The organism is Acinetobacter sp. YH12144 (assembly GCF_013418345.1).
GTDB classification, from domain to species: Bacteria; Pseudomonadota; Gammaproteobacteria; order Pseudomonadales; family Moraxellaceae; genus Acinetobacter; species Acinetobacter amyesii.
The window spans coordinates 256,878-279,574 of record NZ_VPCD01000001.1; the positions used below are offsets into that span (position 1 = coordinate 256,878).

General features: G+C 40.7%; 25 protein-coding genes. 14 read left to right on the forward strand and 11 right to left on the reverse strand.

Annotated features, from left to right (window positions below; genetic code table 11):
• The first annotated feature begins 8 nt into the window (after positions 1–8).
• Positions 9–668, forward strand: coding sequence for a 3,4-dihydroxy-2-butanone-4-phosphate synthase (ribB, locus tag FTU79_RS01405; RefSeq protein ID WP_078191365.1), 660 nt, complete (start codon positions 9–11; stop codon positions 666–668).
• Positions 669–756: 88 nt separating this feature from the next.
• Here ribB and FTU79_RS01410 read toward each other — a convergent pair whose 3' ends face one another.
• Entirely contained in the window at positions 757–1,368 is a 612-nt protein-coding gene (locus FTU79_RS01410) for a LysE family translocator (RefSeq protein WP_180048749.1), read from the reverse strand.
• A gap of 61 nt (positions 1,369–1,429) precedes the next feature.
• A complete protein-coding gene (locus tag FTU79_RS01415) occupies positions 1,430–1,918 on the reverse strand; it encodes a DUF1289 domain-containing protein (protein WP_078191447.1) in 489 nt (162 codons plus the stop codon).
• A 188-nt stretch (positions 1,919–2,106) separates the two neighbouring features.
• On the opposite strand from FTU79_RS01415, the gene FTU79_RS01420 reads away from it, so the two are divergent.
• The 5 genes from FTU79_RS01420 (at position 2,107) to FTU79_RS01440 (ending at position 5,479) form a co-directional block, all read left to right on the forward strand.
• Positions 2,107–3,039 (forward strand): rhodanese-related sulfurtransferase, encoded by a 933-nt coding sequence (locus FTU79_RS01420; protein ID WP_180011542.1) that lies wholly within the window; start codon positions 2,107–2,109, stop codon positions 3,037–3,039.
• 195 nt (positions 3,040–3,234) lie between these two features.
• Entirely contained in the window at positions 3,235–3,531 is a 297-nt protein-coding gene (locus FTU79_RS01425; protein ID WP_180023226.1) for a hypothetical protein, read from the forward strand.
• A gap of 364 nt (positions 3,532–3,895) precedes the next feature.
• Complete coding sequence (locus FTU79_RS01430) at positions 3,896–4,507, forward strand: DedA family protein (RefSeq protein ID WP_180048750.1); 612 nt, start codon at positions 3,896–3,898, stop codon at positions 4,505–4,507.
• A 21-nt stretch (positions 4,508–4,528) separates the two neighbouring features.
• Positions 4,529–4,939 (forward strand): ABZJ_00895 family protein, encoded by a 411-nt coding sequence (locus FTU79_RS01435; protein WP_111885304.1) that lies wholly within the window; start codon positions 4,529–4,531, stop codon positions 4,937–4,939.
• Between the two features lie 123 nt (positions 4,940–5,062).
• A complete protein-coding gene (locus tag FTU79_RS01440; RefSeq protein ID WP_180048751.1) occupies positions 5,063–5,479 on the forward strand; it encodes an ABZJ_00895 family protein in 417 nt (138 codons plus the stop codon).
• A gap of 80 nt (positions 5,480–5,559) precedes the next feature.
• Here FTU79_RS01440 and FTU79_RS01445 read toward each other — a convergent pair whose 3' ends face one another.
• Together FTU79_RS01445 and FTU79_RS01450 are read right to left on the reverse strand one after the other, a co-directional pair.
• Positions 5,560–6,084: a YecA family protein gene (locus tag FTU79_RS01445; RefSeq protein WP_078191372.1), complete on the reverse strand. Its 525-nt coding sequence runs from the start codon at positions 6,082–6,084 to the stop codon at positions 5,560–5,562.
• Between the two features lie 67 nt (positions 6,085–6,151).
• The gene (locus FTU79_RS01450) at positions 6,152–6,361 is read right to left on the reverse strand and encodes a PA3496 family putative envelope integrity protein (protein WP_078191373.1); all 210 of its coding nucleotides are present in this window, start codon (positions 6,359–6,361) and stop codon (positions 6,152–6,154) included.
• A gap of 399 nt (positions 6,362–6,760) precedes the next feature.
• On the opposite strand from FTU79_RS01450, the gene rpoD reads away from it, so the two are divergent.
• The 6 genes from rpoD to FTU79_RS01480 all read left to right on the forward strand — a co-directional run bounded on the left by rpoD (position 6,761) and on the right by FTU79_RS01480 (position 13,342).
• Positions 6,761–8,650, forward strand: coding sequence for an RNA polymerase sigma factor RpoD (gene rpoD / locus FTU79_RS01455; RefSeq protein WP_078192191.1), 1,890 nt, complete (start codon positions 6,761–6,763; stop codon positions 8,648–8,650).
• Between the two features lie 127 nt (positions 8,651–8,777).
• Complete coding sequence (locus tag FTU79_RS01460; protein ID WP_078191448.1) at positions 8,778–9,065, forward strand: YbeD family protein; 288 nt, start codon at positions 8,778–8,780, stop codon at positions 9,063–9,065.
• 157 nt (positions 9,066–9,222) lie between these two features.
• Positions 9,223–9,882, forward strand: coding sequence for a lipoyl(octanoyl) transferase LipB (gene lipB, locus FTU79_RS01465; RefSeq protein WP_180048752.1), 660 nt, complete (start codon positions 9,223–9,225; stop codon positions 9,880–9,882).
• A gap of 75 nt (positions 9,883–9,957) precedes the next feature.
• Positions 9,958–10,491 carry a hypothetical protein gene (locus tag FTU79_RS01470; protein ID WP_180011534.1) on the forward strand — a complete coding sequence of 178 codons (534 nt, stop codon included), beginning with the start codon at positions 9,958–9,960 and terminating at the stop codon, positions 10,489–10,491.
• A gap of 3 nt (positions 10,492–10,494) precedes the next feature.
• Positions 10,495–11,679 carry an iron-containing alcohol dehydrogenase gene (locus FTU79_RS01475; RefSeq protein WP_111885299.1) on the forward strand — a complete coding sequence of 395 codons (1,185 nt, stop codon included), beginning with the start codon at positions 10,495–10,497 and terminating at the stop codon, positions 11,677–11,679.
• 265 nt (positions 11,680–11,944) lie between these two features.
• Complete coding sequence (locus tag FTU79_RS01480; RefSeq protein ID WP_180007581.1) at positions 11,945–13,342, forward strand: APC family permease; 1,398 nt, start codon at positions 11,945–11,947, stop codon at positions 13,340–13,342.
• A 61-nt stretch (positions 13,343–13,403) separates the two neighbouring features.
• Here FTU79_RS01480 and FTU79_RS01485 read toward each other — a convergent pair whose 3' ends face one another.
• The 3 genes from FTU79_RS01485 to FTU79_RS01495 form a co-directional block, all read right to left on the reverse strand.
• The gene (locus FTU79_RS01485) at positions 13,404–14,042 is read right to left on the reverse strand and encodes a hypothetical protein (RefSeq protein WP_180025802.1); all 639 of its coding nucleotides are present in this window, start codon (positions 14,040–14,042) and stop codon (positions 13,404–13,406) included.
• Positions 14,020–14,832 (reverse strand): DUF6502 family protein, encoded by an 813-nt coding sequence (locus FTU79_RS01490; RefSeq protein WP_180007579.1) that lies wholly within the window; start codon positions 14,830–14,832, stop codon positions 14,020–14,022. The genes FTU79_RS01485 and FTU79_RS01490 overlap by 23 nt, the downstream gene beginning before the upstream one ends.
• A 66-nt stretch (positions 14,833–14,898) precedes the next feature.
• A complete protein-coding gene (locus FTU79_RS01495) occupies positions 14,899–16,095 on the reverse strand; it encodes a cupin-like domain-containing protein (RefSeq protein ID WP_180025804.1) in 1,197 nt (398 codons plus the stop codon).
• Positions 16,096–16,247: 152 nt separating this feature from the next.
• Here FTU79_RS01495 and FTU79_RS01500 point away from each other — a divergent pair, with 152 nt between their 5' ends.
• Both FTU79_RS01500 and FTU79_RS01505 read left to right on the forward strand, forming a co-directional pair.
• Entirely contained in the window at positions 16,248–16,643 is a 396-nt protein-coding gene (locus tag FTU79_RS01500) for a hypothetical protein (RefSeq protein ID WP_180007577.1), read from the forward strand.
• Between the two features lie 70 nt (positions 16,644–16,713).
• A complete protein-coding gene (locus FTU79_RS01505; protein WP_180048753.1) occupies positions 16,714–18,339 on the forward strand; it encodes a PT dipeptide repeat lipoprotein in 1,626 nt (541 codons plus the stop codon).
• Between the two features lie 92 nt (positions 18,340–18,431).
• Here the strand turns inward: FTU79_RS01505 and FTU79_RS01510 are convergent, their stop codons facing one another.
• The 4 genes from FTU79_RS01510 to serS all read right to left on the reverse strand — a co-directional run bounded on the left by FTU79_RS01510 (position 18,432) and on the right by serS (position 22,590).
• Positions 18,432–18,872, reverse strand: a complete 441-nt coding sequence (locus FTU79_RS01510) for a hypothetical protein (protein WP_257224224.1) — start codon at positions 18,870–18,872, stop codon at positions 18,432–18,434.
• Between the two features lie 228 nt (positions 18,873–19,100).
• Positions 19,101–19,580, reverse strand: a complete 480-nt coding sequence (locus FTU79_RS01515; protein ID WP_180048754.1) for a tRNA (cytidine(34)-2'-O)-methyltransferase — start codon at positions 19,578–19,580, stop codon at positions 19,101–19,103.
• Positions 19,581–19,844: 264 nt separating this feature from the next.
• Complete coding sequence (gene cysG, locus FTU79_RS01520) at positions 19,845–21,245, reverse strand: siroheme synthase CysG (protein WP_180048755.1); 1,401 nt, start codon at positions 21,243–21,245, stop codon at positions 19,845–19,847.
• Positions 21,246–21,318: 73 nt separating this feature from the next.
• Complete coding sequence (serS, locus tag FTU79_RS01525; protein ID WP_180048756.1) at positions 21,319–22,590, reverse strand: serine--tRNA ligase; 1,272 nt, start codon at positions 22,588–22,590, stop codon at positions 21,319–21,321.
• Between the last annotated feature and the right edge of the window lie 107 nt (positions 22,591–22,697).

Genomic DNA, 22,697 nt, shown 5'->3' on the forward strand with positions numbered 1-22,697 from the left:
GCGTTTCAATGTCTAGTTTAATTCAACCCGAAATTTTCTTTTCTGCCCTTCCACCTGCAGAACAGCGCATGCTGCAAGCCTTAGAAGACATTCGTCAAGGCAAGCCTGTTTTAGTCATGGACGATTTTGACCGTGAAAATGAAGCCGACCTGATTGTTGCAGCAGAAACACTGACTGTAGAAACCATGGCACGTATGATTCGTGACGGTTCAGGGATTGTTTGTTTGTGTTTAACCGATGCTCAGGCTAATCATTTAGAACTTCCACCCATGGTATCTGATAACTCTAGCCATTTTAAAACTGCCTTTACCGTAACCATTGAAGCTGCGGAAGGTGTTACTACTGGCGTTTCAGCAAAAGACCGAACAACTACAGTCAAAGCCGCAATTAAAGATGGTGCTGTGGCTAGTGACTTAAACCGTCCGGGTCATGTTTTTCCTTTACGTGCGCGTGAAGGCGGCGTATTGACCCGTCGTGGACATACTGAAGGGACTATTGATTTGGCACGTCTGGCCGGTTTAAAACCCGCAGGTGTTTTGTGTGAATTAACCAACCCAGACGGCACAATGGCGAATGGCGTACAAGTTTTAGCGTATGCACAAACCCATCATTTGACTGTACTCACCATTGAAGAAATTGTGCAATATCGTTTACAGCACAATCTCTAGTGCGAATTAATTAAAGCTCTACACGTTCATAAAAAAGGCTGATTGAATCAGCCTTTTTTATTTTTTACTGCACATTTCAAGTTAAGAATTAAACCGTGAATATGCTATAGATGCCATAGATGGCAACCACCACTAAAATCAGCCCACACAGTGCCAACAATTTTTTATACCAGCGTGATTTCGACAATCGATGAAAAGACAAATACACCAAAGACAAGGTCGCGAAATCTAAAACGATCCAACTCAGGGTCAACACAATTAAACTCAGATTAAGATGAGGAGTAATTCCTACAAACTGCGGAAAAAATGACGCGAAGAAAATAATATCCTTAGGATTTGAAATCCCCACAATTAGTCCTTGCTTAAAACCCCCTTGTGCTGCTTTTAACTGCAGAGATTGTGTAGTGGGCTGTATAGTTACTTCTTTTAAAATATCAAATCCAATATAAGCAATATATAAACAACCCAGTATTTTGATGCCATCGAGCCAGTGCGCATTCACATTTAAAATGCCTTTTAAAATACACACCGACAGTACGATCAAAATCAGTGAAGCAAAATTCGTCCCGACAATGGTTTGAAATGCCTTTTTATAGCCGCCTTGTAAGCCTGCACTTGCGACCAACAGCATGACAGGTCCAGGCGTTGCAATCATTACGATGACGGCCACACAATATAAAAAGTACTCCGAATAATTCACGCTGAGATTCCTTCACTTATTTTTTAGATCACGATAAATTTCATACATAAAAAAAGAGGACTTAGTCCTCTTCATCCATGTTTTGCAATAAATGCAAGCGAATGGCATCCGCTCTTAAAAATGCCAAATCATAGCTGGCTGTGGCGAGTGCCAAAACACGACGCTCAAATTCATCCCACAACGGTCGTACCTGTTTGTAATGTATCCCGAGTCCACTGTCATCTGTGAAATGACGGTTTTTTTCGCAGAGCTTGAGTGCGTGATACAGTTTTCGGCCTTTGCTTGCATCTGGACGTAAGCGAACTCGCTTAGACAAAACAAAGCCTTCGACATGGACGATATCTGCTTGCGGCAACATCGGTATTAAAATTTGATCTAACTGCGCATCTAAACGACACCAAATGGCCGTGTGTTGCTCTGCTGTATAGGTATTCCATTTTATGACTTCATGGTTAAAGCGGCGGCAACCACGACAGACTGAATCACCAAATACCGTAGAACAACGCCCTGCACATGGGGTCAACGAGGCAATTCGACGATCAGTACTCAAAACCGGCTCCATTCAATCAATATTTATGGGATAAAAACAACTCGGCATGACTATACACGCTAAAACTGCTGAAATGAAGCCATGATCAAATGTGTGGCTAAAAGCCACCACATTACTCGCTTATTCATCCAAATCACGGTAGAATGTGCGCCTTAATTTTTATCCTGTTTATTCACTTGGAGTACTCCATGAACGCTACTGTAGAACAGCTTGCACCTGTAGAACAGCAAGCGACCTCTGGTTGGGTTGTTGCCGCACTTTATCAATTCAAAGAAGTTCAAGATCCTGCCGATCTTCAACAACGTCTTTTAGACTTGGTAAAAACCATCAACCTTTGCGGTACTCTAATTGTGGCAGGTGAAGGTATTAACGGTACGGTTGCCGGTGACCGTAAATCTGTAGATATCATCCATCAATTCCTTCTCAATGAAGGCTTCAATGCGATGGAATACAAAGAATCGCATAGCGCGGATAAACCATTCCGTAAAATGAAGATCAAACTGAAAAAAGAAATCGTGACGTTAGGTGTGGAAGTGAAACCACGTGATTTAGTCGGTCACTATCTTGATCCTAAAGAATGGAATGAACTAATTGCACGTGATGACGTAATCCTAATTGATACACGTAACGACTATGAATACAAAGCAGGTACATTTAAGGGTGCGATTGACCCGAAAACTGAGACTTTCCGTGAATTCCCTGAATACGTGAAAAAAGAGCTTGAGCAGCATAAAGATAAGAAAATTGCCATGTTCTGTACAGGCGGTATTCGCTGTGAAAAATCAACCTCACTTTTACTTCAAGAAGGCTTTAATGAGGTTTATCACCTTAAAGGCGGTATCTTAAAATATTTAGAAGAAACCCCTGTTGAAGAAAGCATGTGGGAAGGTGAATGTTTCGTATTTGACGGTCGTACTGCTGTCACTCACGGTATGGAAGAAGGCGAAAATATCAAATGTCACGCATGCGGTTGGCCACTGGCTCCTGCTGAAGTTGAACTTCCGAGCTACGAACACGGCGTATCATGCAAATACTGTATCGACAAAACTACTGAACAGCAAAAAGCAGGCTTCCGTATGCGTCAATCACAAATTGTGGCAGCAAAACGTAAGCGTCTCTAAGGAAAATTTGTTGTAACGATATATAAATAAAAGCCCTATTTTTAGGGTTTTTTTTACGCATTCTCAACAGTGACTTAATTTTTTTGACAAAATAACTATATCTGGTTATTTACGAGAATCAGTTCGCGCATTTATGCTTATTCTGATCAATTGATCCGAGAAAATCATTATAGATAATTGAAAAAGGAAAGCATTATGCCAAAATTAATCAACTCTCCAATTGCAACCTCAAGGCGCCTTGCTTTACCCGCTCCCCGTGTAAAAGAAAGTGTAGGAGAATTAAAACACCTGCTTAACCAACAGTCGCATATTTTGATAGTCAGTGTTGCTACATGCATTGGTGCAATTTTTGCCTTATTTATTGCTTATACATTGCACTTACAACCCACTATGCTCAACATTCTTGGACTTTGTGTGATTCCATTTGCTTTATCTCTGAGCTTACGCCAAGTCTATATTCACACACTATTAAATATGGAACATGATGATTAATTTATGCACCTTGCAACGCTACTTATTGCAACCTAGTCCTACGCTGTTCAGTATATAAAACGATTTTTAAAGCTGCTAAAGCTCCGACATCAAAATAAAATCCAAACTGAACAGCGTACGCTCAATACTATAAAAACTATGATCCAAGCCTTTCAATTATTCAGCCTTATATCATTCAGCATTGCTTAATGCCCTCACGCATTGATACATTTTCCTTCTCATTAAGCCTACATGCTACTTAATACAAGATGAACTCAATATTTGTTGTTTTTGCTTAGGTGGTTTCAGGAATATTTAAAACGGAACTTTACCCACTGCGCTTTTCAACATAGGATAAATACACCTTTTCTCTGCCTTAGCTACCATGACTTTAACTGAATGGATCATTTCAATCATGGAACAGTTGGGTTATCTCGGTATTGCCCTACTCATGTTTCTTGACAATGTCTTCCCCCCAATCCCCTCTGAAATCATTATGCCCTCGGCTGGCTATTCTGCCTCCCAAGGTCAACTACTCCTCATTGGTGTCATTATTTCAGGTTGTGTCGGTTCTTTACTGGCGGCTGCATTGCTATATTGGATTGGCTATAAATTTAAGCATGAATCCATCTTCCGCTTCGTCGATCGCTATGGAAAGTATTTATTTATCAAATCGGCAGATGTAAAAAAATCTCTAGCATGGTTTGAGCAATACGGTCACCGCATTGTATTTTTCGGCCGGATGATTCCAGCTGTGCGTTCTCTCATTAGTATTCCTGCGGGAATGAGCCGCATGCCATTTTGGAAGTTTATGTTTTATAGTGGTTTAGGTACGATTATTTGGACCACTTTTTTAGCTTGTATGGGTTTTTATTTAGGTGAAAATCAGCAGTTAATGCAGCAAATATTTAGTAAAGTTGGCCATGTGATTATTCTGATCACAGTCATCATTATTGCTTGGATTTTGTATCGCCGACATCAACGTCGACATCGTTAATTTTTTGTTTTTGGGGCTTAAATGAAACACTATCTCCTACACTTTGCTGCTGTTTATAGCATCGCCTTGGTGCTTTTGATTACCGTATTAATTTTTGGATTAAATCTTGGTGGTATTACATTAATTCCTACATTGGTGGCATGTGCATTAATCAGCGTTGGGCATTTTGTAAAGAAAGAACAACGTGTGCCTAGCAACCATGAAAAGATCCAACTGGTTTGGGGCTCCAGTGCCGTTGCAATCATCATTGGTAGCTTTTTTGTGCTGTTCTTGGTGCTAATGAATCCCAATGCCGAAAGCATTATGAAGTCTGTAGATCATGCAGGCATCGGGCTAACTGCTGTGGTTATGCTTTGTTTGGTCGCCATTCATGGCACAATATTTCATATTGCCTACGGTTGGTATGCAGACTACTGCGCTAAAAAATTATAAATTTTTTTAACTTATTCCGTTAGAATTTGAATCAATACCCTTCACTGAAACTTAAAATTCAGTGAAGAAACTTCGGGCAAGCTATACTCGCTCTTTATAAAACGAAAACATGAACATTAAATAATGAAAAAATACATCATCACATTTAGCATTGCTTATGCCCTCGCCCTGGTCGCTGTCGCAGCCATCGAGTCTTTCTTTGATTTACCCGGTGGTTCATCTATTACCTGTCTCATTGTGGGCGGTTTTGCTGCGGCATCTAGCTTTGTCAAAGACCATAAGCGAGTGCCAGATAAGGCTGAAAAGAAAACCCTGATTTGGAGCTGTATTTTGGCTTCGGTACTGATTAGTGTCGTCGCGACCGTCATTTGTCTCTTAATCTTCCCAGAAACCCAAGCCTTTATTCAAATGGTGCTAACGCAATTACCCGCTTGGGTCTGGCTGCTTGCTATCAGCTTTACGCTACTTATCCATTATCTCGTGTTGGCTTTATCTTTTGGATGGATGGCGAAAAGCTTCTTAAAAGCCCAACGCAGTTAAGCATTAAGATTGATTTTGAATTAAAAAAGTACGGCGCTAAAAAAAGCACCCCAAGGTGCTTTTTTTAAATTTCGTCGAAATTAATTTGGTGTGTGATACATCAAATATAATTCGTTCAAATTGGTTGGGATTTCTTCTGCAAGTTCATCCATCAACTGACCATTGCGACGGAAAGATTCCATTTGTGGATCTTCTTCATCAATGCCGCTGAACACCATGATTGGCAAAGTTAAATCAACCAATTGTTCTTCAAACTCGTCGGTGAACCATGCATCTTCGTTTAGGAACATGGCATCAACGAAGCCAACACTCCAGTCACCAAGACTTGATTCAACATCGGCTTCTTCAATTTCAAATGGAAATTCAATACCATCTTCATTGGCAAGATTCTGACGAATCGATTCGAGCCATGCTTTTACTTGTGCAATAATTTCAGCAGGTACTTTTTTCTGATTGTTATCAAAAAGTTCGTCTAGCCATTTATCAAAAGCTGGGCCTACTGCAATTGCACATAAAAAACCATGAGTCGCTGCAAAATCTAGACCATGCTCGTTGTCATCGCCGTCTAAATAGTCACTCAAAAGGTCTAAATCTAAAGCACTCATTTCAAATCCAGAGTTAGAAACTTAATGCGTAAGCATAGCATTTTCAAGCGCTATGCTAAATCGCTATTTAGTCTTCTTCGTCATCAAAATCATCGTCATCGTCGATGTCGTAATCAAAATCTTTAAGCTCACGTTCAAGACGGCGCTGAGCCAGAAGGTCATCAATAAGTCGGCGCTTTTCTAACGATTCTTTCGCGCTAGTTTTTGCACTGGCCTCATCGAAATTCACATCATCATCACCGTAGTTATCATCTAGTTCAAAATCTGTAGAAGACACCAAAACTACCTCATAATGAAAAAAATTGAAGGGGTCTAGCCGCTATTTATATGGGATATAAAATATTGTCAAGTTTTATTTGTTTTTTTAACAACTAAACTTTAAAAATAGGTCTTTTTTTCTTACCAAAACCTGTGGCATGATATAATCCACCCTGCGTCCTTCATTTTTATGACAGTCAAAGATGACTCGTAAAATAATCGATGCATGGGATGAACTTGAAAACAACAATTTCAGCCCCACCTAAATTACTGAATTTAAATTTTTAATATCTCATTGGACAGCTTGATGCTGTACCGTCCTAATGGGATAAGCCAGCTATTAACAAGATTTAATGAGACGATCGTGCTAAAATGCACGGTTTTTTACTGCCACAGATTCAACGAAGAGTAAGCAAAGATGAGCGATATGACTTCCCCTACTTCTCAAGTAGCGGCTCTGATTAGCCGAGGCAAAGAGCAAGGTTACCTAACTTTCGCCGAGGTTAACGATCATCTCCCGGACTCAATCACTGAAAGTGAACAGATTGAAGACATCATTCAGATGTTGAATGACGTGGGTATTCCGGTACATGATCGTGCACCAGAAACTGACGATACAATGTTTGAAGGTGGCAGCGAAGCGACTGACGAAGTTGCTGAAGAAGAAGCCGCTGCTGTACTTGCATCTGTTGAAAATGAACCCGGTCGTACCACTGACCCTGTGCGTATGTATATGCGCGAAATGGGTACAGTTGAGCTTTTGACACGTGAAGGCGAAATTAGCATTGCAAAACGCATCGAAGAAGGTATTCGTGACGTTTTACATTCTATTGCTTATTGGCCAAATGCAGTCGAAGTTGTATTGCAAGAATATAAAGATTATGAAGCGGGTGAACGCCGTTTAGCTGATATTCTTTCTGGTTATTTAGATCCAGAATCTGACGAAGCCATCCCTGAAGTGATCGACGAAGATGATTCTGAGATCGATGAAGATGAAGCGTCAACCAACAAGCCAACTAAAGATGTCAAACTTGATGATGACGATGAAGAAGAAGAGTCTGAAGGTGATGATGATTCTGAAGGCGAATCTGGTCCAGATCCTGAAATTGCTAAAGCACGTTTCACTGAGCTTGAACAAGCATGGTTAGTCACTAAAGCTGCAATTGAAAAACATGGGCGTAACAGTAAAGAAGCTGCTGCTGCACTTGAAGCACTTGCAACTGTGTTCATGATGTTCAAATTCACACCACGTTTATTCGACATCATCTCTGATTTGATTCGTAATACCCATGACCAAATCCGTACTTCTGAACGTGAAGTTATGCGCTATGCAGTACGTCGTGGTCGTATGGACCGTACTCAATTCCGTACGTCTTTCCCAGGTCAAGAATCTAACTTTGCTTGGTTAGATGAACAAATTGCTAAAGCACCTGCAGAAATGAAAGGCTATCTTGAAAAAGTCCGCCCTGACGTTCTGGCATTCCAACAAAAAATCGCTGACATCGAGAAAGAACTTGGTTTAGATGTTAAAGGCATCAAAGACATTTCTAAACGTATGTCGATTGGTGAAGCGAAAGCTCGCCGTGCGAAAAAGGAAATGGTTGAAGCCAACTTACGTTTGGTAATTTCGATTGCGAAAAAGTACACCAACCGTGGTTTGCAATTCCTCGACTTGATCCAAGAAGGTAACATTGGCTTGATGAAAGCGGTGGATAAATTCGAATATCGTCGTGGTTATAAGTTCTCTACTTATGCAACTTGGTGGATTCGTCAGGCGATTACACGTTCGATTGCCGACCAAGCACGTACGATTCGTATTCCAGTACACATGATCGAAACCATTAACAAGATCAACCGTGTATCTCGCCAACTTCTTCAAGAAATGGGTCGTGAACCAACACCTGAAGAATTAGGTGAACGTCTAGAAATGGACGAAGTGAAAGTTCGTAAAGTGCTTAAAATCGCGAAAGAACCAATTTCAATGGAAACACCAATTGGTGATGATGAAGATTCGCATCTTGGTGACTTCATTGAAGACGGCAACATCACCTCTCCGATTGATGCTGCAACGTCTGAAGGCTTAAAAGAAGCAACACGTGAAGTTCTTGAAAACTTGACTGAACGTGAAGCAAAAGTCTTGAAAATGCGTTTTGGTATCGATATGCCAACAGACCATACTCTAGAAGAAGTTGGTAAGCAGTTTGACGTAACACGTGAACGTATTCGTCAGATTGAAGCGAAAGCATTGCGTAAATTACGTCATCCTTCACGTTCAGAGCATTTGCGTTCATTCCTTGAGAATGACTAACCTATAACTAGGACAATGCAGGCTTGAATATGGGGTTTTCTGCCCCATATTATGAGCATGTAGCAAATGATTCCAAATACCTGCTCATTGCAGGTATTTTTAAATAATGAGGTGTCCCATGACTGATATGACTAATCGCGCTCCTTCACGTGAATTGCAAGAGCATCTTTGGGTCTTCCCTATGGACTACCCAATTAAATTGATTGGTAATGCAGGTGAAGAACTTCGCCTAGCAGTGAATGAAATTTTTGTTAAACATTTTCCTGATTTTGATGGCAGCAAAATGACGGTGACTCCATCTCGTACAGGTAAATATCATTCAATTACTGCTCAATTACGTTTCGAAGAGTTAGAACAAGTACATGCGGTCTATGCGGATTTAGCAGCTTGTAAACACATTCGTACCGCACTGTAATTCTGTTGATTTAAATAAAAAAGCACGCTTTAGGGCGTGTTTTTTATGTCTAAGTATAATAGTAATACCCTCAAGTAATTCAGTATTTAACCCCCCTTTTGTACGTCTAATTCATTATAATCCATACATGACTTTGATAGAAAAGGACACGAAATACGTGACTGAAACTGTTCAAAAACCCGAATTAATCATTCGTCAATATAACCACCTTACCCCTTATGCAGACCGCTTTTTAGAGATGAAAACTCTCACTGAACAGCGAGATGAAAACTCACCTGATGAGCTGTGGATATTGCAACATCCCGATGTATTAACTCAGGGGCAAGCTGGCAAACCTGAACATATTTTGGTGCAAAGTAACATCCCTGTGGTACAAACAGACCGTGGTGGACAAGTCACTTGGCATGGACCGGGTCAGTTGGTCGCTTATTTCATGTTTGACTTAAATCGCTTAGGTTGGAACGTGCGTACGCTGGTTTCCTATGCAGAAAACTTGATGATCGAACTGCTGAAAAAGTACGGCATCGACGCTTATGCCAAGCCTGATGCACCCGGTGTTTATGTTGCAGAACGCAAAATTGGTTCTCTCGGTTTTAAAATTCGTAAAGGCCGCAGTTATCACGGTTTGGCACTGAATATCGATTGTGATCTATTTGGTTTTCATACCATTAATCCATGTGGCTATGCTGGATTAGAAATGGTTCGTATACAAGATTTAGTACAGGATTACCCTAAATTTGAAAACTTATGCGTCGATATCATTGATACTTTGAAAAACAGTGGTTACTTTAAAGACGTAACAATCAAACAACTATAAAAGACTTTGCTTTCTCAAATAAAATAATTTAGAGTAAAAGCTCTAAATTAATAATTATAGATAAGGGATGTACACGTGATTGCAACTAAATCCGTTAAACCCGCGCTCCAGCAGGCCTATGTCAAACTCATGATGGATGTGATTGGCAGAGGTCTGGTCATGGCGAGCCAGGTCGATGAAGAAATTAAACAAGAAGTTGCTAAATTTCCAGTTAATTTTATTTTATCTATGAATGTTTTTCCTAATGGCGCTGCATTTGTCGCGCAAGTCACGGAAGACCATCAACTCAAACTCCTCACACCCGGCACTCAAAAGCCTGACTTAACCATTACGTTTAAGCATTTGAATCATGCCTTTTTGGTCTTCTCATTTCAAGAAAGTACCGCACAAGCCTTTGCCAATGACCGCATGATCGCCGATGGTGATTTGTCTTATGCCATCCGACTGGTGCGTTGTCTCAACAAAATGGAAGCGTTAATTTTACCTAAATTGGTGGCTGAATTGGCTGTCAAAGAATATCCAACACATTTAAGCCTAAAAGAAAAACTGAGCGGTGCTGCAAATATTTATTTAAAAGTAGCCCAGTCTTATTTAAAACGGAGCGCATAACACATGGCTAAACCATATTACGAATTTTTCTGTCCTGTAAAAGTGATTGCTGGCCATGCTGCTTTAGAACACATCCCATTCGAACTGTCTACTTTGGGTGCTAAACGTCCCATGATCATTACTGACAAAGGTGTTCGCAGTAATCAATTACTTGCACCGATTGAAGCGGCATTTGAAAGTACCGAGACGGTGATTGGCTATATTTTTGATGATGTTCCGCCAGACTCAAGTTTAGAAACCGTACGTAAAGCGGCTCAACTTTACCGCGACAACCAATGTGATGCCATTATTGCAGTCGGTGGCGGTTCAGTCATTGATACCTCTAAGGCAACCAATATCTTGGTGTCTGAAGGTGGCGATGACTTACTGAAATACTCAGGTGCGCACAACTTACCAAAACCGTTAAAACCATTTTTTGTGATTCCAACAACCTCGGGTACAGGTTCAGAAGTGACTATGGTCGCTGTGGTTTCTGACCCTGAAAAGAATGTAAAAATGGCCTTTGCATCGAATTATTTGATGCCACATGCGGCAATTCTTGACCCACGTATGACGCAAACTTTGCCACCCCATCTTACGGCGATGACAGCGATGGATGCGATGACGCATGCCATTGAAGCCTATACGTGCATGGCGGCGAACCCGATTTCAGATGCCTATGCAACTGCCGCAATCAAGAAAATTAGCAATAGCTTATTTGGTGTATTAGATAATACCAGCGATGCACATGGTCGCTTAGAACTTGCACAAGCTTCTACGATGGCAGGAATTGCATTTTCGAATTCGATGGTTGGATTAGTGCATTCATTAGGTCATGCACTGGGTGCAGTCGCTCACCTGCCCCACGGCTTATGCATGAACTTATTCCTGCCGTATGTGTTGGAATACAACAAAGAAGTAAATGGCGATAAGATTGCTGAATTGCTATTACCACTGGCTGGCCCTGATATTTATGCACAAACGCCGGCCAACCTCCGCGCTGAAAAAGCCATTTCAACACTTTTAGCCATGCGTGACCGCTTGTTTAGTTTGACCAAATTACCTCGTACTTTGAGTGAAACTGGCAAGGTGACAGAAGCTCAATTAGATGAAGTGGCAGAGAAAGCACTGAATGATGGATCGATTATTTATAATCCTAAAGAAGCCAGCTTAGAAGACCTCAAAACTATTCTAAAAAAAGCTTGGTAATTGCTGAAAAATAAGCGAATATAGCGAAAAATTAAGCCTGATGTTTTTTTAAACATCGGGCTTTTCACTTGCAGAACACAATATCAGTTATTTTTTAATCAAACTGGCATAATTTCTGCTAAAAATAATTTCAAAGTTACTGACAAAATGTACCAATTTGGAGTAGATTGGCGCACTTTTGTTTTAAAACGTAGGGGGGATCGTTCGTCTCAAACGATCCTTAGAATATGACTGATCCTTGATCAACGATAAGAGGATAACGCCGTTGACAAATATCTCTGGGACTCAATCGGCAGCTAAACTGCAAAAAACGCTTGGACTCTGGCACATTATTATTATTGGTTTGGCTTATATTCAGCCGATGACCTTGTTCGATACCTTCGGTCTAGTTTCTGAAGAAAGTCATCGACACGTGCCGACATCTTACATTATTGCCCTGATTGCAATTTTGTTTACCTCTATCAGTTATGGACATATGATCCGTCGCTATCCATCATCGGGTTCGGCGTATACCTATGCTCAAAAATCCATTCACCCGAACGTTGGTTTCATGGTGGGCTGGTCATCATGGCTAGATTACCTGCTGTCTCCAATGGTGAATATTATTCTTGCAGTGATTTACCTTGAAGCACTATTTCCAACAGTAAACCACTGGGTATGGGTCATTGTGCTAACGGCATTCATGACTGGAATTAACTTACGCGGCGCGCGTTTTGTTGCTAACTTTAACAGCCTGATTGTACTTGTGCAGTTATTAGTAATTGGTATTTTCACGTGGATGGTCTACAGCAAGCTTCAAATGGGCTTCAATGCTGATGGCCCGATTTCTGCGGCAGAACGCTACCAATTATGGAGCCTTGAGCCATTCTGGAATGAGCTGACGTCTGTGGGTGCGCTGATTACAGGTGCAACATTACTGTGCTTCTCGTTCACTGGTTTTGACTCATTAAGTTCATTGGCAGAAGAAACAAAAGATACTGAGAAAACACTGCCGAAAGCGATTTTCTTAACTGCTTTAATCGCAGGGATTATCTTCATTATTAGTACCTACTTCATGCAGCTGTTCTTCCCTGCTGAGCCGGGTAACTATTTCAAGAATATTGCTGAAACACAGCCAGAGATACTCTTGCTCGTCGGCGGCTCACTGTTCCAATCCTATGTTTTAACTTTTGCGATTGTGACAGTAATGGCATCAGGTATTTCTGCACATGCCGGTGTATCACGTCTGATGTACGTAATGGGGCGTGATGGCGTCATTAACAAGAAGATCTTTGGTCATATTAGTCCGAAAAACTTCACACCATCGTACAACATCATGATTGTAGGTGCGGTTGCATTAACTGCGGGCTTTATGGATCTTGATATTGTCATTTCGATGATTAGTTTTGGTGCATTGACAGCCTTTACTTTCGTGAACTTATCTGTGATTTCACGTTATGCACTTCGTGATGGCCGCACAAAAACAGCCAAAGATATTTTTAGCTTTGTCGTTATTCCAATGCTTGGCTTTATCAGTATCTTTGCGATGTGGTTAGAAATTGAAGAAACTGCTTTGAAATATGGTTTATGGTGGGCAATGTTCGGTATTTTATACCTTGGTTATAAAACTAAAGGTTTTAAACACCCAGCACCACAACATAACGAATTTGATGATAAATTCTAATCAAGTTTATCTCTAAACAAAAAAGGCGCTTAAAGCGCCTTTTTTGTTTTAAATATACCAATTAAGGTTGTATGAATTTTCTAGATTGCTGAAATTGAATTGAAATTTCTTCACACTTGTCTGGTGTATTGCCTTTTAATTCAACCGATGCTCCATCACCGTGTGACCATATACCATCTTCAACAGTCTCTAAATTTACAGCTGCTTCAAATATATGCTGTTGTTGTGGATAGAGTTTGATATCTATAGGTGTATCACATACTTGTTTTGGAAAATATGGTCTAACCTGCTCGAATAATTGCATGGTTAATGGCATATCACATTGCAAATGAATGGTGACTGGTACGCTATTGGTATTTTTTAAGATCAATTGAACATTTTGCGAATTAAGATCCGCTTGGGCAGCAGGTATTTCTACATACGTTTTTGTGTCAATCGACTGACGATCAAATGGATTGAGGAAGGCTAATTTACGTTCCACGCCATAACAAGAATCCTGCACGGAAGCTGAAAACTCTAAATATCGTGTCCCCAAGATAATTGTTCCGCGGCCATCCCCTGCATGACCGATATCAATGATTGGATCACCTGTGCCTTCGATCGTTACCCCACCGCTCGAAAAAAAATCAATTTCACAGCCTGACAATATGGACATCAGGCTGCAAAGTGTCAGTATTTTAAAATTTAATTTTCGCATCATGTTGATAAACTCCAAAGCGAAATGCACGATTTGCTTCAGGATTCCCGTCATCCATTGCGCAACGCTCCGCGGCAAGTTTTAAAAGTTGTAGTGAGTATTTCTGCCAAAGCTCTAAGCTCATTTCATGTAATTTATTAATCGATTCTTCTGTTAATTCGTCAGCACAAATGGCTTGTTCTAAGTAAGGTATTTCATCAGGATTCAATAAATTATGCAAACCCGCTTCTAAATGCGCTTGAACATTTCGTGTTAAAATTTTACGTGCTTCTAACTGCGAAGGATCTGGAATAAAACGACGTTGTTGTAAATACACCTGTCCATCTTTTTCAGTGGCAATTTCCAAACGAACAAGCTCATTGAGTACCGAACGTGGATGGCGCTCGGTGGAGATACGTTTCACTAACATTTCAAAACTATTTTCCGACTCACTACTAAAGGGCAATGAATCCCCCCAGCCTTCTGCAAGCCACAAACCAATCACACGTGATGGCACACTAATTGGCTCCGAAACAGTTGCTTCAGTCAGATCCTTACCCTCAGAAATCACTTCTTTATAAGCAGTCACGTCTTTACGGTGCAGGCCAGAAAGTAAACTGATCGCGGAAATCGTCGGTTTTTGATCGATACGCTCTAACTCTTGTACAGCTTGTTGGAAAAAAACCGGTTTCAATGCAGCAGTAAACTCGGTATATCCCACACCTGAGCGAATCAGCCATTGGCTCAGCTCATTCATCAGCACCAATACTTGCTGTAAATTTTGATCTGCCTCATTAGTGAGAAGTTTGCTCATTGAATTGCCATGAAAATTAGACTGCATAAGTGAAATTTTCGCATTGTTTAATCTACTTCACAATTTTTATCTGATGAGATCTTGAGGATATTCAGTAAAAAAATGATTATTTACATTAAAATGCGTAAAAGAAACACTGATCGAGATATCTAAACTTTCAACACTATGCCACCAACCAATTGGGATAAATAAGGTTTCCCCTGGTTGCAAAATGCACTCGAACGGTGTCACATTTTCTAACAGTGGATAGGCTACTAGATCAGCCTTTGCGACGTCTGAAACCTGACTGAATACCCAATGATCGTTATACATATACGGCATTTGCCATGCAGGAATCAAAGTCACTTTTTTACGTCCATAGATTTGTGCCAACATATTATTGGTTAAGTCATAATGCAGTGGTGTAAATGTGCCTGCAGGGCCAAACCATAAAAAATGTCGATCTTTGATCTCTTTTTGACAATAACCTTTGGCGAAGTCACCTAGATCCTCACTTATCTTTTGCATGAACTGCTTATTTTGAGCGGCGTTATTCGCAGTTAAATAAATGTCATTGCTACGCTTAGTGGCTTTGATTTGTGCGACAAAATCTTGCATCAAAATAATGCGTTTCAACTGTACCGATTTTTTTTCAAAATCTTGATACTGCTCACGATGCATCTGGACTTCAACCAACTCATTTTCAAAATGCTGTGCAAAATATTTAGGACTCCATTTATGCAATGCAGGCCAATGTTGTATCCCACCTTTTAAAATGACCGGCCGCATCTGGCTATAATACTGCTCTAGAAATGTTGCAAAATCAGGTGTTTCTATGCAATCGATTGTGGATGGACTGTGGTCGTTCAATTGATTCAATTGACCCATCACCTGTAATAACCAGCGCTGTTTATTCTGCTGTTGCTGTAGTTGCTTCAGTTTTTTAAAAATTACGTTATTGTTTACATGCTTTAAAAACTGAATGATCAAATGATTTGAAATATTTTTTTGCTTAATTTTTTCTAAAATTTCAACTGTCTCTAAGCCCTCAAGACTGTAGTCCAAAAGTTCATTTTGCAGCTGTTCTGAAAGTTGTTCATCTTCAGAAAATAAGTATTGATCCACCCTTGGGCTTAATCCATGTGATTGTAAAATTAGACTTATTTTCTGTACATCGCAACCATTTTCAATATTTTCATTCAACCAATTTTGCCATTCCGTCGGTAAGGACTGATACCAATTTTTACTTTGCTTTAGATGTTCACTCTGGCTTTCTACATTCATTTTCACCACTCCACCCTCTTTACAAGTGAAGTATAAATGATCTATTTTTAAAATGCTAAATTTTCGCATTTTATAATTATTTAAACACCGCGAATGTTATGAATCCGTCAAATATCACGCGGAATGACATAACAAAGTAAAGGAGAAAGTTCATGAAAATTCGTCATTTAGTCATCGTTAGCAGTCTGTCTTTAGCTTCAATACCGGTATATGCAGGTTTTGCCGATACCATGCGTGATTTAAGAAATACGCTGAATCAATTTAATGAAACATCCAAAGAAGTATCGAATACCGCAAAAGAATGGACAGGCAGTCAGGCCACGACTAATTCAAATTATGCTGCAAATGGTTTCAGTATGGGACAGCAACTTAGACCTAAAATTAATAATCTACCGCTTTATAAAACTGCCGATAAATCGAGCCAAGTCATTAATAAACTGTCAAAAAATGCAGATATTATTTTTGCGGGAAACATGACTAAAACAGGTTTGATAGAAGTCACTACAGAACATGGCAATGGCTGGATTGAATCACACCTTGTTCAATAAATCTTGATTTTAAATGTTTATACAACCGCATCAGCCGTACATAACAACTTCACTCTATTGAGCACTAGTCATGAATAATAATCACAAAATCAGCATTATCGCTGCTGTATTTACGACATTGGTGGGCTGTGGTGGATCAAGCTCCAATGATGATGGCGCGACACCTACACCTACACCTACACCTACACCTACACCTACACCTACACCTACACCTACACCTACACCTACACCTACACCTACACCTACGCCAACGCCAACGCCAACGCCAACGCCAACGCCAACGCCAACGCCAACGCCAACAACTGTAGCGGATAAATTCACAGGTGAATGGATTCAAGGGAATTCTGCCCTCGGTAACAGTAATTGCGATTTACCACAAATTTCAATTCATAAAACCAGTGAAAATTCAGTCAGTGCACTGAACGAAGAACTAAAATATGCGGTACACAATAGTTCAAGTAAAACTTGCAGCGGTGAATTTATTTCCAAACGCTATCAATTACTTCATGACATGGTCATGAGTGAAATACAGCCTGCTGCAACTCTAAATAACTTTGAATATCATGCCATTAAGTTTCAACCAGTCAGAGGTGGCGCGACGAGCAACCGCGTTTTAACTTTTTTAAATAATCATTCTTTCTGTGTAATTAACGCGACGATTTCAAATCCAAGCTATATCATCATGCAACGAGGTCTAATTACCGCCCCACTCAAGGACAGCCGCTGCTATACAAAAAATTCCAATGAATTCTTCACCAATTTAAAACCGAAAACCAAAATCACAACTGCAGATTTTAAGTCTGAGAATTTTATTAATACCACCGACACAGTAAACTTCTTGGCTCAGCTCAATACAATGGGACAAAGCGGTTATAAGTTAATTGGCTATGATACTAAAACTTTGGACAATGGTAATGTTAATAGCTACATGAAACTTGCCAATGAAAATACGCGTTTCAATCATATTGTTGCAGACCGTGCAGCACCCTCTACCGCTGACATATATTTTACATGGCGTAATCAGTTAAATGAAAAAGGCAAATCAGGTTATCAATACTTGCATAGCGTCAGACCGACCAATGCCCTGAATTTCAAAGATTATTTCATTAAAAAGGAAAACGATACCGCGACATATACCTACGACAGCGGCTATGTTTCCCCGCTCGTAGACCCAGTGCAATTGGAAACTATGCTCAATACACTGGGTGCCCAAGGCTGCCGTATTATTCAGTTCAAAAGCTATTTCACAGGTTTACGACCTGAAGTTCTGAACGGCAAACAAAATAGTCCTAAAGTTGCAACCTGTATAAATAGCAGCGCACACCATGGCACTTACAGCTATCGCTATAAAACTTACCCAACCGGCAGCAATAGTGTAGAGCGCAGCATAAAATTACAGGAGATGATCGATGAGCAAGCAAAAGACGGTTACCGCTTAGTCAGCCGTGCTTTAGATATGAGTTCAACCACCAAAAACGGCATGCTGTTTATGAAAGACAGTGAAAACACTAATGTCGGTGAGTTTAAAGTCTTTAGTGAAACTGTCTTTGCAACGTCGACATTTAACGACGTCTTACTGAAACGTCTTCAGCAGCAAGGTCAATTGGGTTGGTTATACACCAGCGGTCAACTGCTGTTTGCAAATAATCCAAAACATCTACAAACAGAACTGAGTGACTTTAATTTAATTGATTAATTCATGAGGTATCTCGAGCTTTTCCATGTCCTTTATTTTTTACATCAAGGACATGGATCATTCACATAAATCAAAGCAGTGATAAAAATCACTTATTTTAAGCGGCAATTAAAACCCATCTTGGTATCAACGATATTATTTTCATAACCTAAGCTTTGAATAAATTGGTTGCGGTCTGATATTTGTTTTTGATCCGCTTGACTCAATCTTGCTTTATTTTTTTGTGCCAACCCATAGGTTTCATTCACTAAACCCTGATAGATCCCGCATACTTCCTGACGCTTTGCTTTTTTCAATTGACGACCACCATACCATGAACGTTCAAAATCGTCGGCTTTTAGTGTTTTCCCCCATTCCTCAATACGCTGATTTTGTCTTTGCTGCATTTCCAGCATGCCCTGCTGGATTTCAGCCTTAGTAAAAGGCTTAATCACCTCAGCCTTCGGTACAACTGGAACATTTTCTGTAGTTGCAGTAACGGTGACTGGTATCTGTTCCGTTGTGGTTGATACGGTTGGATTAGCCCAACTCATTGATGAAATGAATCCGGTCGCAAACACGACACCAAAAGCTTTTAAATTTATAGATTTCAAGTTTTAAGTACCCGTTTTATTTCTTCACAGTGTTCTTATACACATTTTTATATTGATGCTGAAGTTTTTAAGCCCTTATTTTACAAAACTTCATTGCTGTAAACGGTTCACTGTGATCACTCCTAATAAAAAACCGCTCGATAGAGCGGCTTTTTGAACAGATCACACTTAGACCAATTCTTTAAAGTCTTGCTGACGCCAAGCTTCATATAAAATCACAGCAGTAGCATTAGACAAGTTTAAACTGCGTGAATTTGGTGCCATCGGCAGGCGAATCCAATGTTCTTTCGGGAATATCATACGGACATCTTCCGGCAAACCACGTGTTTCTGGCCCCATCAACAGCGCCACAGGACGGTTTAAATCAGAGGTATGCGGTGTTTCAAAACCTTTGGTGGTTAATGGATAAATGGCATCCATCTCAATACCTTGTGCTTTTAAGCCAGCAAGGCATTCTTCAAAGTTTTCCCACACTTTCATGTGTGCCCATTCATGATAATCCAAACCAGCGCGGCGAAGTTTTTTATCATCTAGCTCAAAACCTAATGGTTTGACCAAATGCAACTGCGCTCCAGTATTGGCACATAAACGAATGATATTCCCTGTATTTGCAGGAATTTCTGGCTCGTATAAAACAACATGGATCACAGTTTTTTCTCTACTCTTTAGTTAAATAATGGCTTAAAGCTCAGGCTATAGTTTCTATAGCTGTAGCATAAGTTTAGATGGTACAACAAGCGCTTGCTTATCTACATTGCTAAGCTTTCGCCTTGCAATTGGACAATACATAACTTGCTTATCCTCTTTGCTCAGGCATAGCCTTCGCCTTGCACGTGGACAATTCAGCAGCCTGCTTATCCTCTTTGCTCAGGCATAGTCTTCGCCTTGCGCTCGGGCAACGCGTTGCGTTGCTTATCCTCGCTCATGCCATTGAAGTTGTTCACGCAGACTCACCACATCACCAATAATGGTCAATGTAGGCGCCTGAATTTGGTATTCACTGACTTTAGATGCAATATCTGCCAATGTCCCGACCACGACTTTTTGTTCAGGTGTCGTCCCTTTAGAAACCAATGCGACAGGCATGTCTGGACGCTGCCCATGCGCAATGAGTTTCTCACAAATTTTTTCTAGACCGACCAAGCCCATATACAGCACGAGCGTTTGATTTTGATAAACCAACTCATTCCAAGGTAGCTCAGGTGAGCCTTCTTTGAGATGCCCTGTCAAGAAGCGTACACTTTGCGCATAATCTCGATGCGTTAAAGGAATCCCTGCATAAGCCGAACATCCAGAGGCAGCAGTAATTCCCGGAACGACTTGGAAGGCAACGCCTGCCGCAAAGAGTTCCTGAATTTCTTCACCGCCGCGGCCAAAGATGAACGGATCTCCACCTTTTAAGCGGCAGACGCGTTTGCCTTCACTTGCGTATTTTACCAGTAAGGCATTAATGCCTTCTTGCGGAACAGCATGATTGGATCGTGCTTTACCTACATAGATTTTTTCAGCGTCACGGCGGCAGAGGTCCATAATCGGCTGAGAAACCAAACGGTCATAGATCACCACATCCGCTTGCTGCATTAAACGCAGGGCTTTTAAGGTCAGCAGTTCAGGATCACCCGGCCCTGCACCTACCAAATACACCTCACCTTTCGGCTGTTTCCATTCCAATAAGGCTTGTTCAATCAAACGATTGGCTTCAGTCAAATTGTCATTAAATACCTGCTCTTTGAGCAGGCTTGCATACAAGTCTTCCCAAAAAATACGGCGTTCATCTGGATTGACGATTTTGGCTTTAACGGCTGCGCGCCATTGGCCTGAGAACTCAGCCAGTTTGCCCATGCCATGCGGAATCGAGCTTTCTAACTGGGTGCGTATTTGGCGCGAGAGTACTGGCGATGTGCCATTAGATGCAACGGAGATGACCAGTGGAGAACGGTCAATGATCGCAGGAACCATAAAACGGCAATGCGGCGGATCATCGACACTATTAACCAAGACATTTTCAGCTTCGCAGGCTTCAAAAACCGCCTGATTGACCGCTTTGTCATTGGTTGCTGCAATCACTAAACGAAACTGACGCAGCGCAATGGCATTTTCTCGATAAACCGATTCGTGATAAATCGAGTTGAGATATTGACCTTGGGTTTTATTAACCAAGGTCAATAAATCATCTTCAATTTCGGGTGAGCAAACTGTCAGCTGAGCGCCCGCTTTTGCAAGCAGCACAGCCTTTCTATATGCAATTCGACCACCACCAACAATCAGACAAGGTTGCTGCTGCAACTTCAAAGAGATTGGAAAGATATCCACACACGACCTCAATAGTTTAAATCTGATTGTCTTAAGCAATTTTTGTGCACAAATGTATGCACTTTATCGACTATTAATCGATAAATTCAGCACCGCCCATATATGGACGAAGTACTGCTGGAATTTCAATTGAACCGTCTGCACGTTGATAGTTTTCCATCACGGCAAGTAAAGTACGGCCAACTGCCAAACCTGAACCATTTAACGTGTGTACAAACTCAGTTTTCTTTTGGTCAGCACGGTAACGCGCTTTCATACGGCGTGCTTGGAAGTCACCCATGCATGAGCAAGATGAAATTTCACGGTAGGTATTTTGACTTGGCACCCAAACTTCTAAATCATAAGTTTTGATTGCACCAAAGCCCATGTCTCCGCCACACAGAACGACTTTACGGTATGGTAAGCCTAATGCTTGAAGAATACCTTCGGCATGACCCGTTAATTCTTCCAAAGCATCCATCGAAGTTTCAGGTTTTACAATCTGAACCATTTCTACTTTGTCAAATTGGTGTTGACGGATCAAACCACGTGTATCACGGCCATACGAACCCGCCTCACTACGGAAACATGGCGTATGCGCTGCATATTTTAATGGCAAACGTTCTGGATCAATGATTTCATCACGCACGAAGTTGGTTACAGGCACTTCTGCAGTCGGGATCAGGTAGTATTCTTTTTCGCCTTGAAGTTTGAATAAATCCTCTTCAAATTTAGGCAATTGGCCTGTACCACGTAAAGAATCTGCATTAACCAAATACGGTACATAAGCTTCGGTATAGCCATTTTCCAAAGTATGTTTATTTAACATAAATTGAGTAATTGCACGTTGTAAACGCGCCAATGGGCCTTTGAGTACGCTAAAACGAGTACCAGTCAATTTGGTTGCGGTTTCAAATTCTAAACCGCCCATCATTTCACCCAAGTCAGTATGGTCTTTGATCTCAAAATCAAACTGACGTGGTGTACCCCATTTTAAAACTTCAACATTGTCATTTTCATCTTTACCTTCTGGCACAGACTCATGAGGTAAATTTGGAATCGATAAAGATTTGGCTTCGAGTTCAGCCTGAAGGTCAGAAAGTGCGAGTTCTGCCGCTTTAATTTCATCACCAATGGCAGACATACGTGCCATGATTTCAGATGCATCACCGCCAGCTTTTTTAATTTGACCAACTTGTTTTGCACCAGCATTACGTTCAGCTTGTAACGACTCAGTTTTAGACTGAATTTCCTTACGGCGAGCTTCAAGGTCTGCCCACTCTGCTACGTTGAGTTGAACACCACGTTTTGCTAAGGCTAAGTTTACAGCCTCAATATTATTTCTGAGTAATTTCGGGTCGATCATAGCCAATCTTAAGTAAAGAAAAAAACTGGCTATAGTGTAAGCTCTTAACACTCAAAAATACAGTGACCGAGCTTACAGCTGCCCCTTATTAGACCAATAATCTTGCT

Coding starts and splice junctions, on each gene's coding strand:
- ribB (WP_078191365.1), top strand. CDS start 9: ATGTCTAGTTTAATTCAACCCGAAATTTTCTTTTCTGCCCTTCCACCT.
- FTU79_RS01420 (WP_180011542.1), top strand. CDS start 2,107: ATGAACGCTACTGTAGAACAGCTTGCACCTGTAGAACAGCAAGCGACC.
- FTU79_RS01425 (WP_180023226.1), top strand. CDS start 3,235: ATGCCAAAATTAATCAACTCTCCAATTGCAACCTCAAGGCGCCTTGCT.
- FTU79_RS01430 (WP_180048750.1), top strand. CDS start 3,896: ATGACTTTAACTGAATGGATCATTTCAATCATGGAACAGTTGGGTTAT.
- FTU79_RS01435 (WP_111885304.1), top strand. CDS start 4,529: ATGAAACACTATCTCCTACACTTTGCTGCTGTTTATAGCATCGCCTTG.
- FTU79_RS01440 (WP_180048751.1), top strand. CDS start 5,063: ATGAAAAAATACATCATCACATTTAGCATTGCTTATGCCCTCGCCCTG.
- FTU79_RS01445 (WP_078191372.1), bottom strand. CDS start 6,084: ATGAGTGCTTTAGATTTAGACCTTTTGAGTGACTATTTAGACGGCGAT.
- rpoD (WP_078192191.1), top strand. CDS start 6,761: ATGAGCGATATGACTTCCCCTACTTCTCAAGTAGCGGCTCTGATTAGC.
- FTU79_RS01460 (WP_078191448.1), top strand. CDS start 8,778: ATGACTAATCGCGCTCCTTCACGTGAATTGCAAGAGCATCTTTGGGTC.
- FTU79_RS01475 (WP_111885299.1), top strand. CDS start 10,495: ATGGCTAAACCATATTACGAATTTTTCTGTCCTGTAAAAGTGATTGCT.
- FTU79_RS01485 (WP_180025802.1), bottom strand. CDS start 14,042: ATGATGCGAAAATTAAATTTTAAAATACTGACACTTTGCAGCCTGATG.
- FTU79_RS01490 (WP_180007579.1), bottom strand. CDS start 14,832: ATGAGCAAACTTCTCACTAATGAGGCAGATCAAAATTTACAGCAAGTA.
- FTU79_RS01495 (WP_180025804.1), bottom strand. CDS start 16,095: ATGAATGTAGAAAGCCAGAGTGAACATCTAAAGCAAAGTAAAAATTGG.
- FTU79_RS01500 (WP_180007577.1), top strand. CDS start 16,248: ATGAAAATTCGTCATTTAGTCATCGTTAGCAGTCTGTCTTTAGCTTCA.
- FTU79_RS01505 (WP_180048753.1), top strand. CDS start 16,714: ATGAATAATAATCACAAAATCAGCATTATCGCTGCTGTATTTACGACA.
- FTU79_RS01510 (WP_257224224.1), bottom strand. CDS start 18,872: ATGAGTTGGGCTAATCCAACCGTATCAACCACAACGGAACAGATACCA.
- serS (WP_180048756.1), bottom strand. CDS start 22,590: ATGATCGACCCGAAATTACTCAGAAATAATATTGAGGCTGTAAACTTA.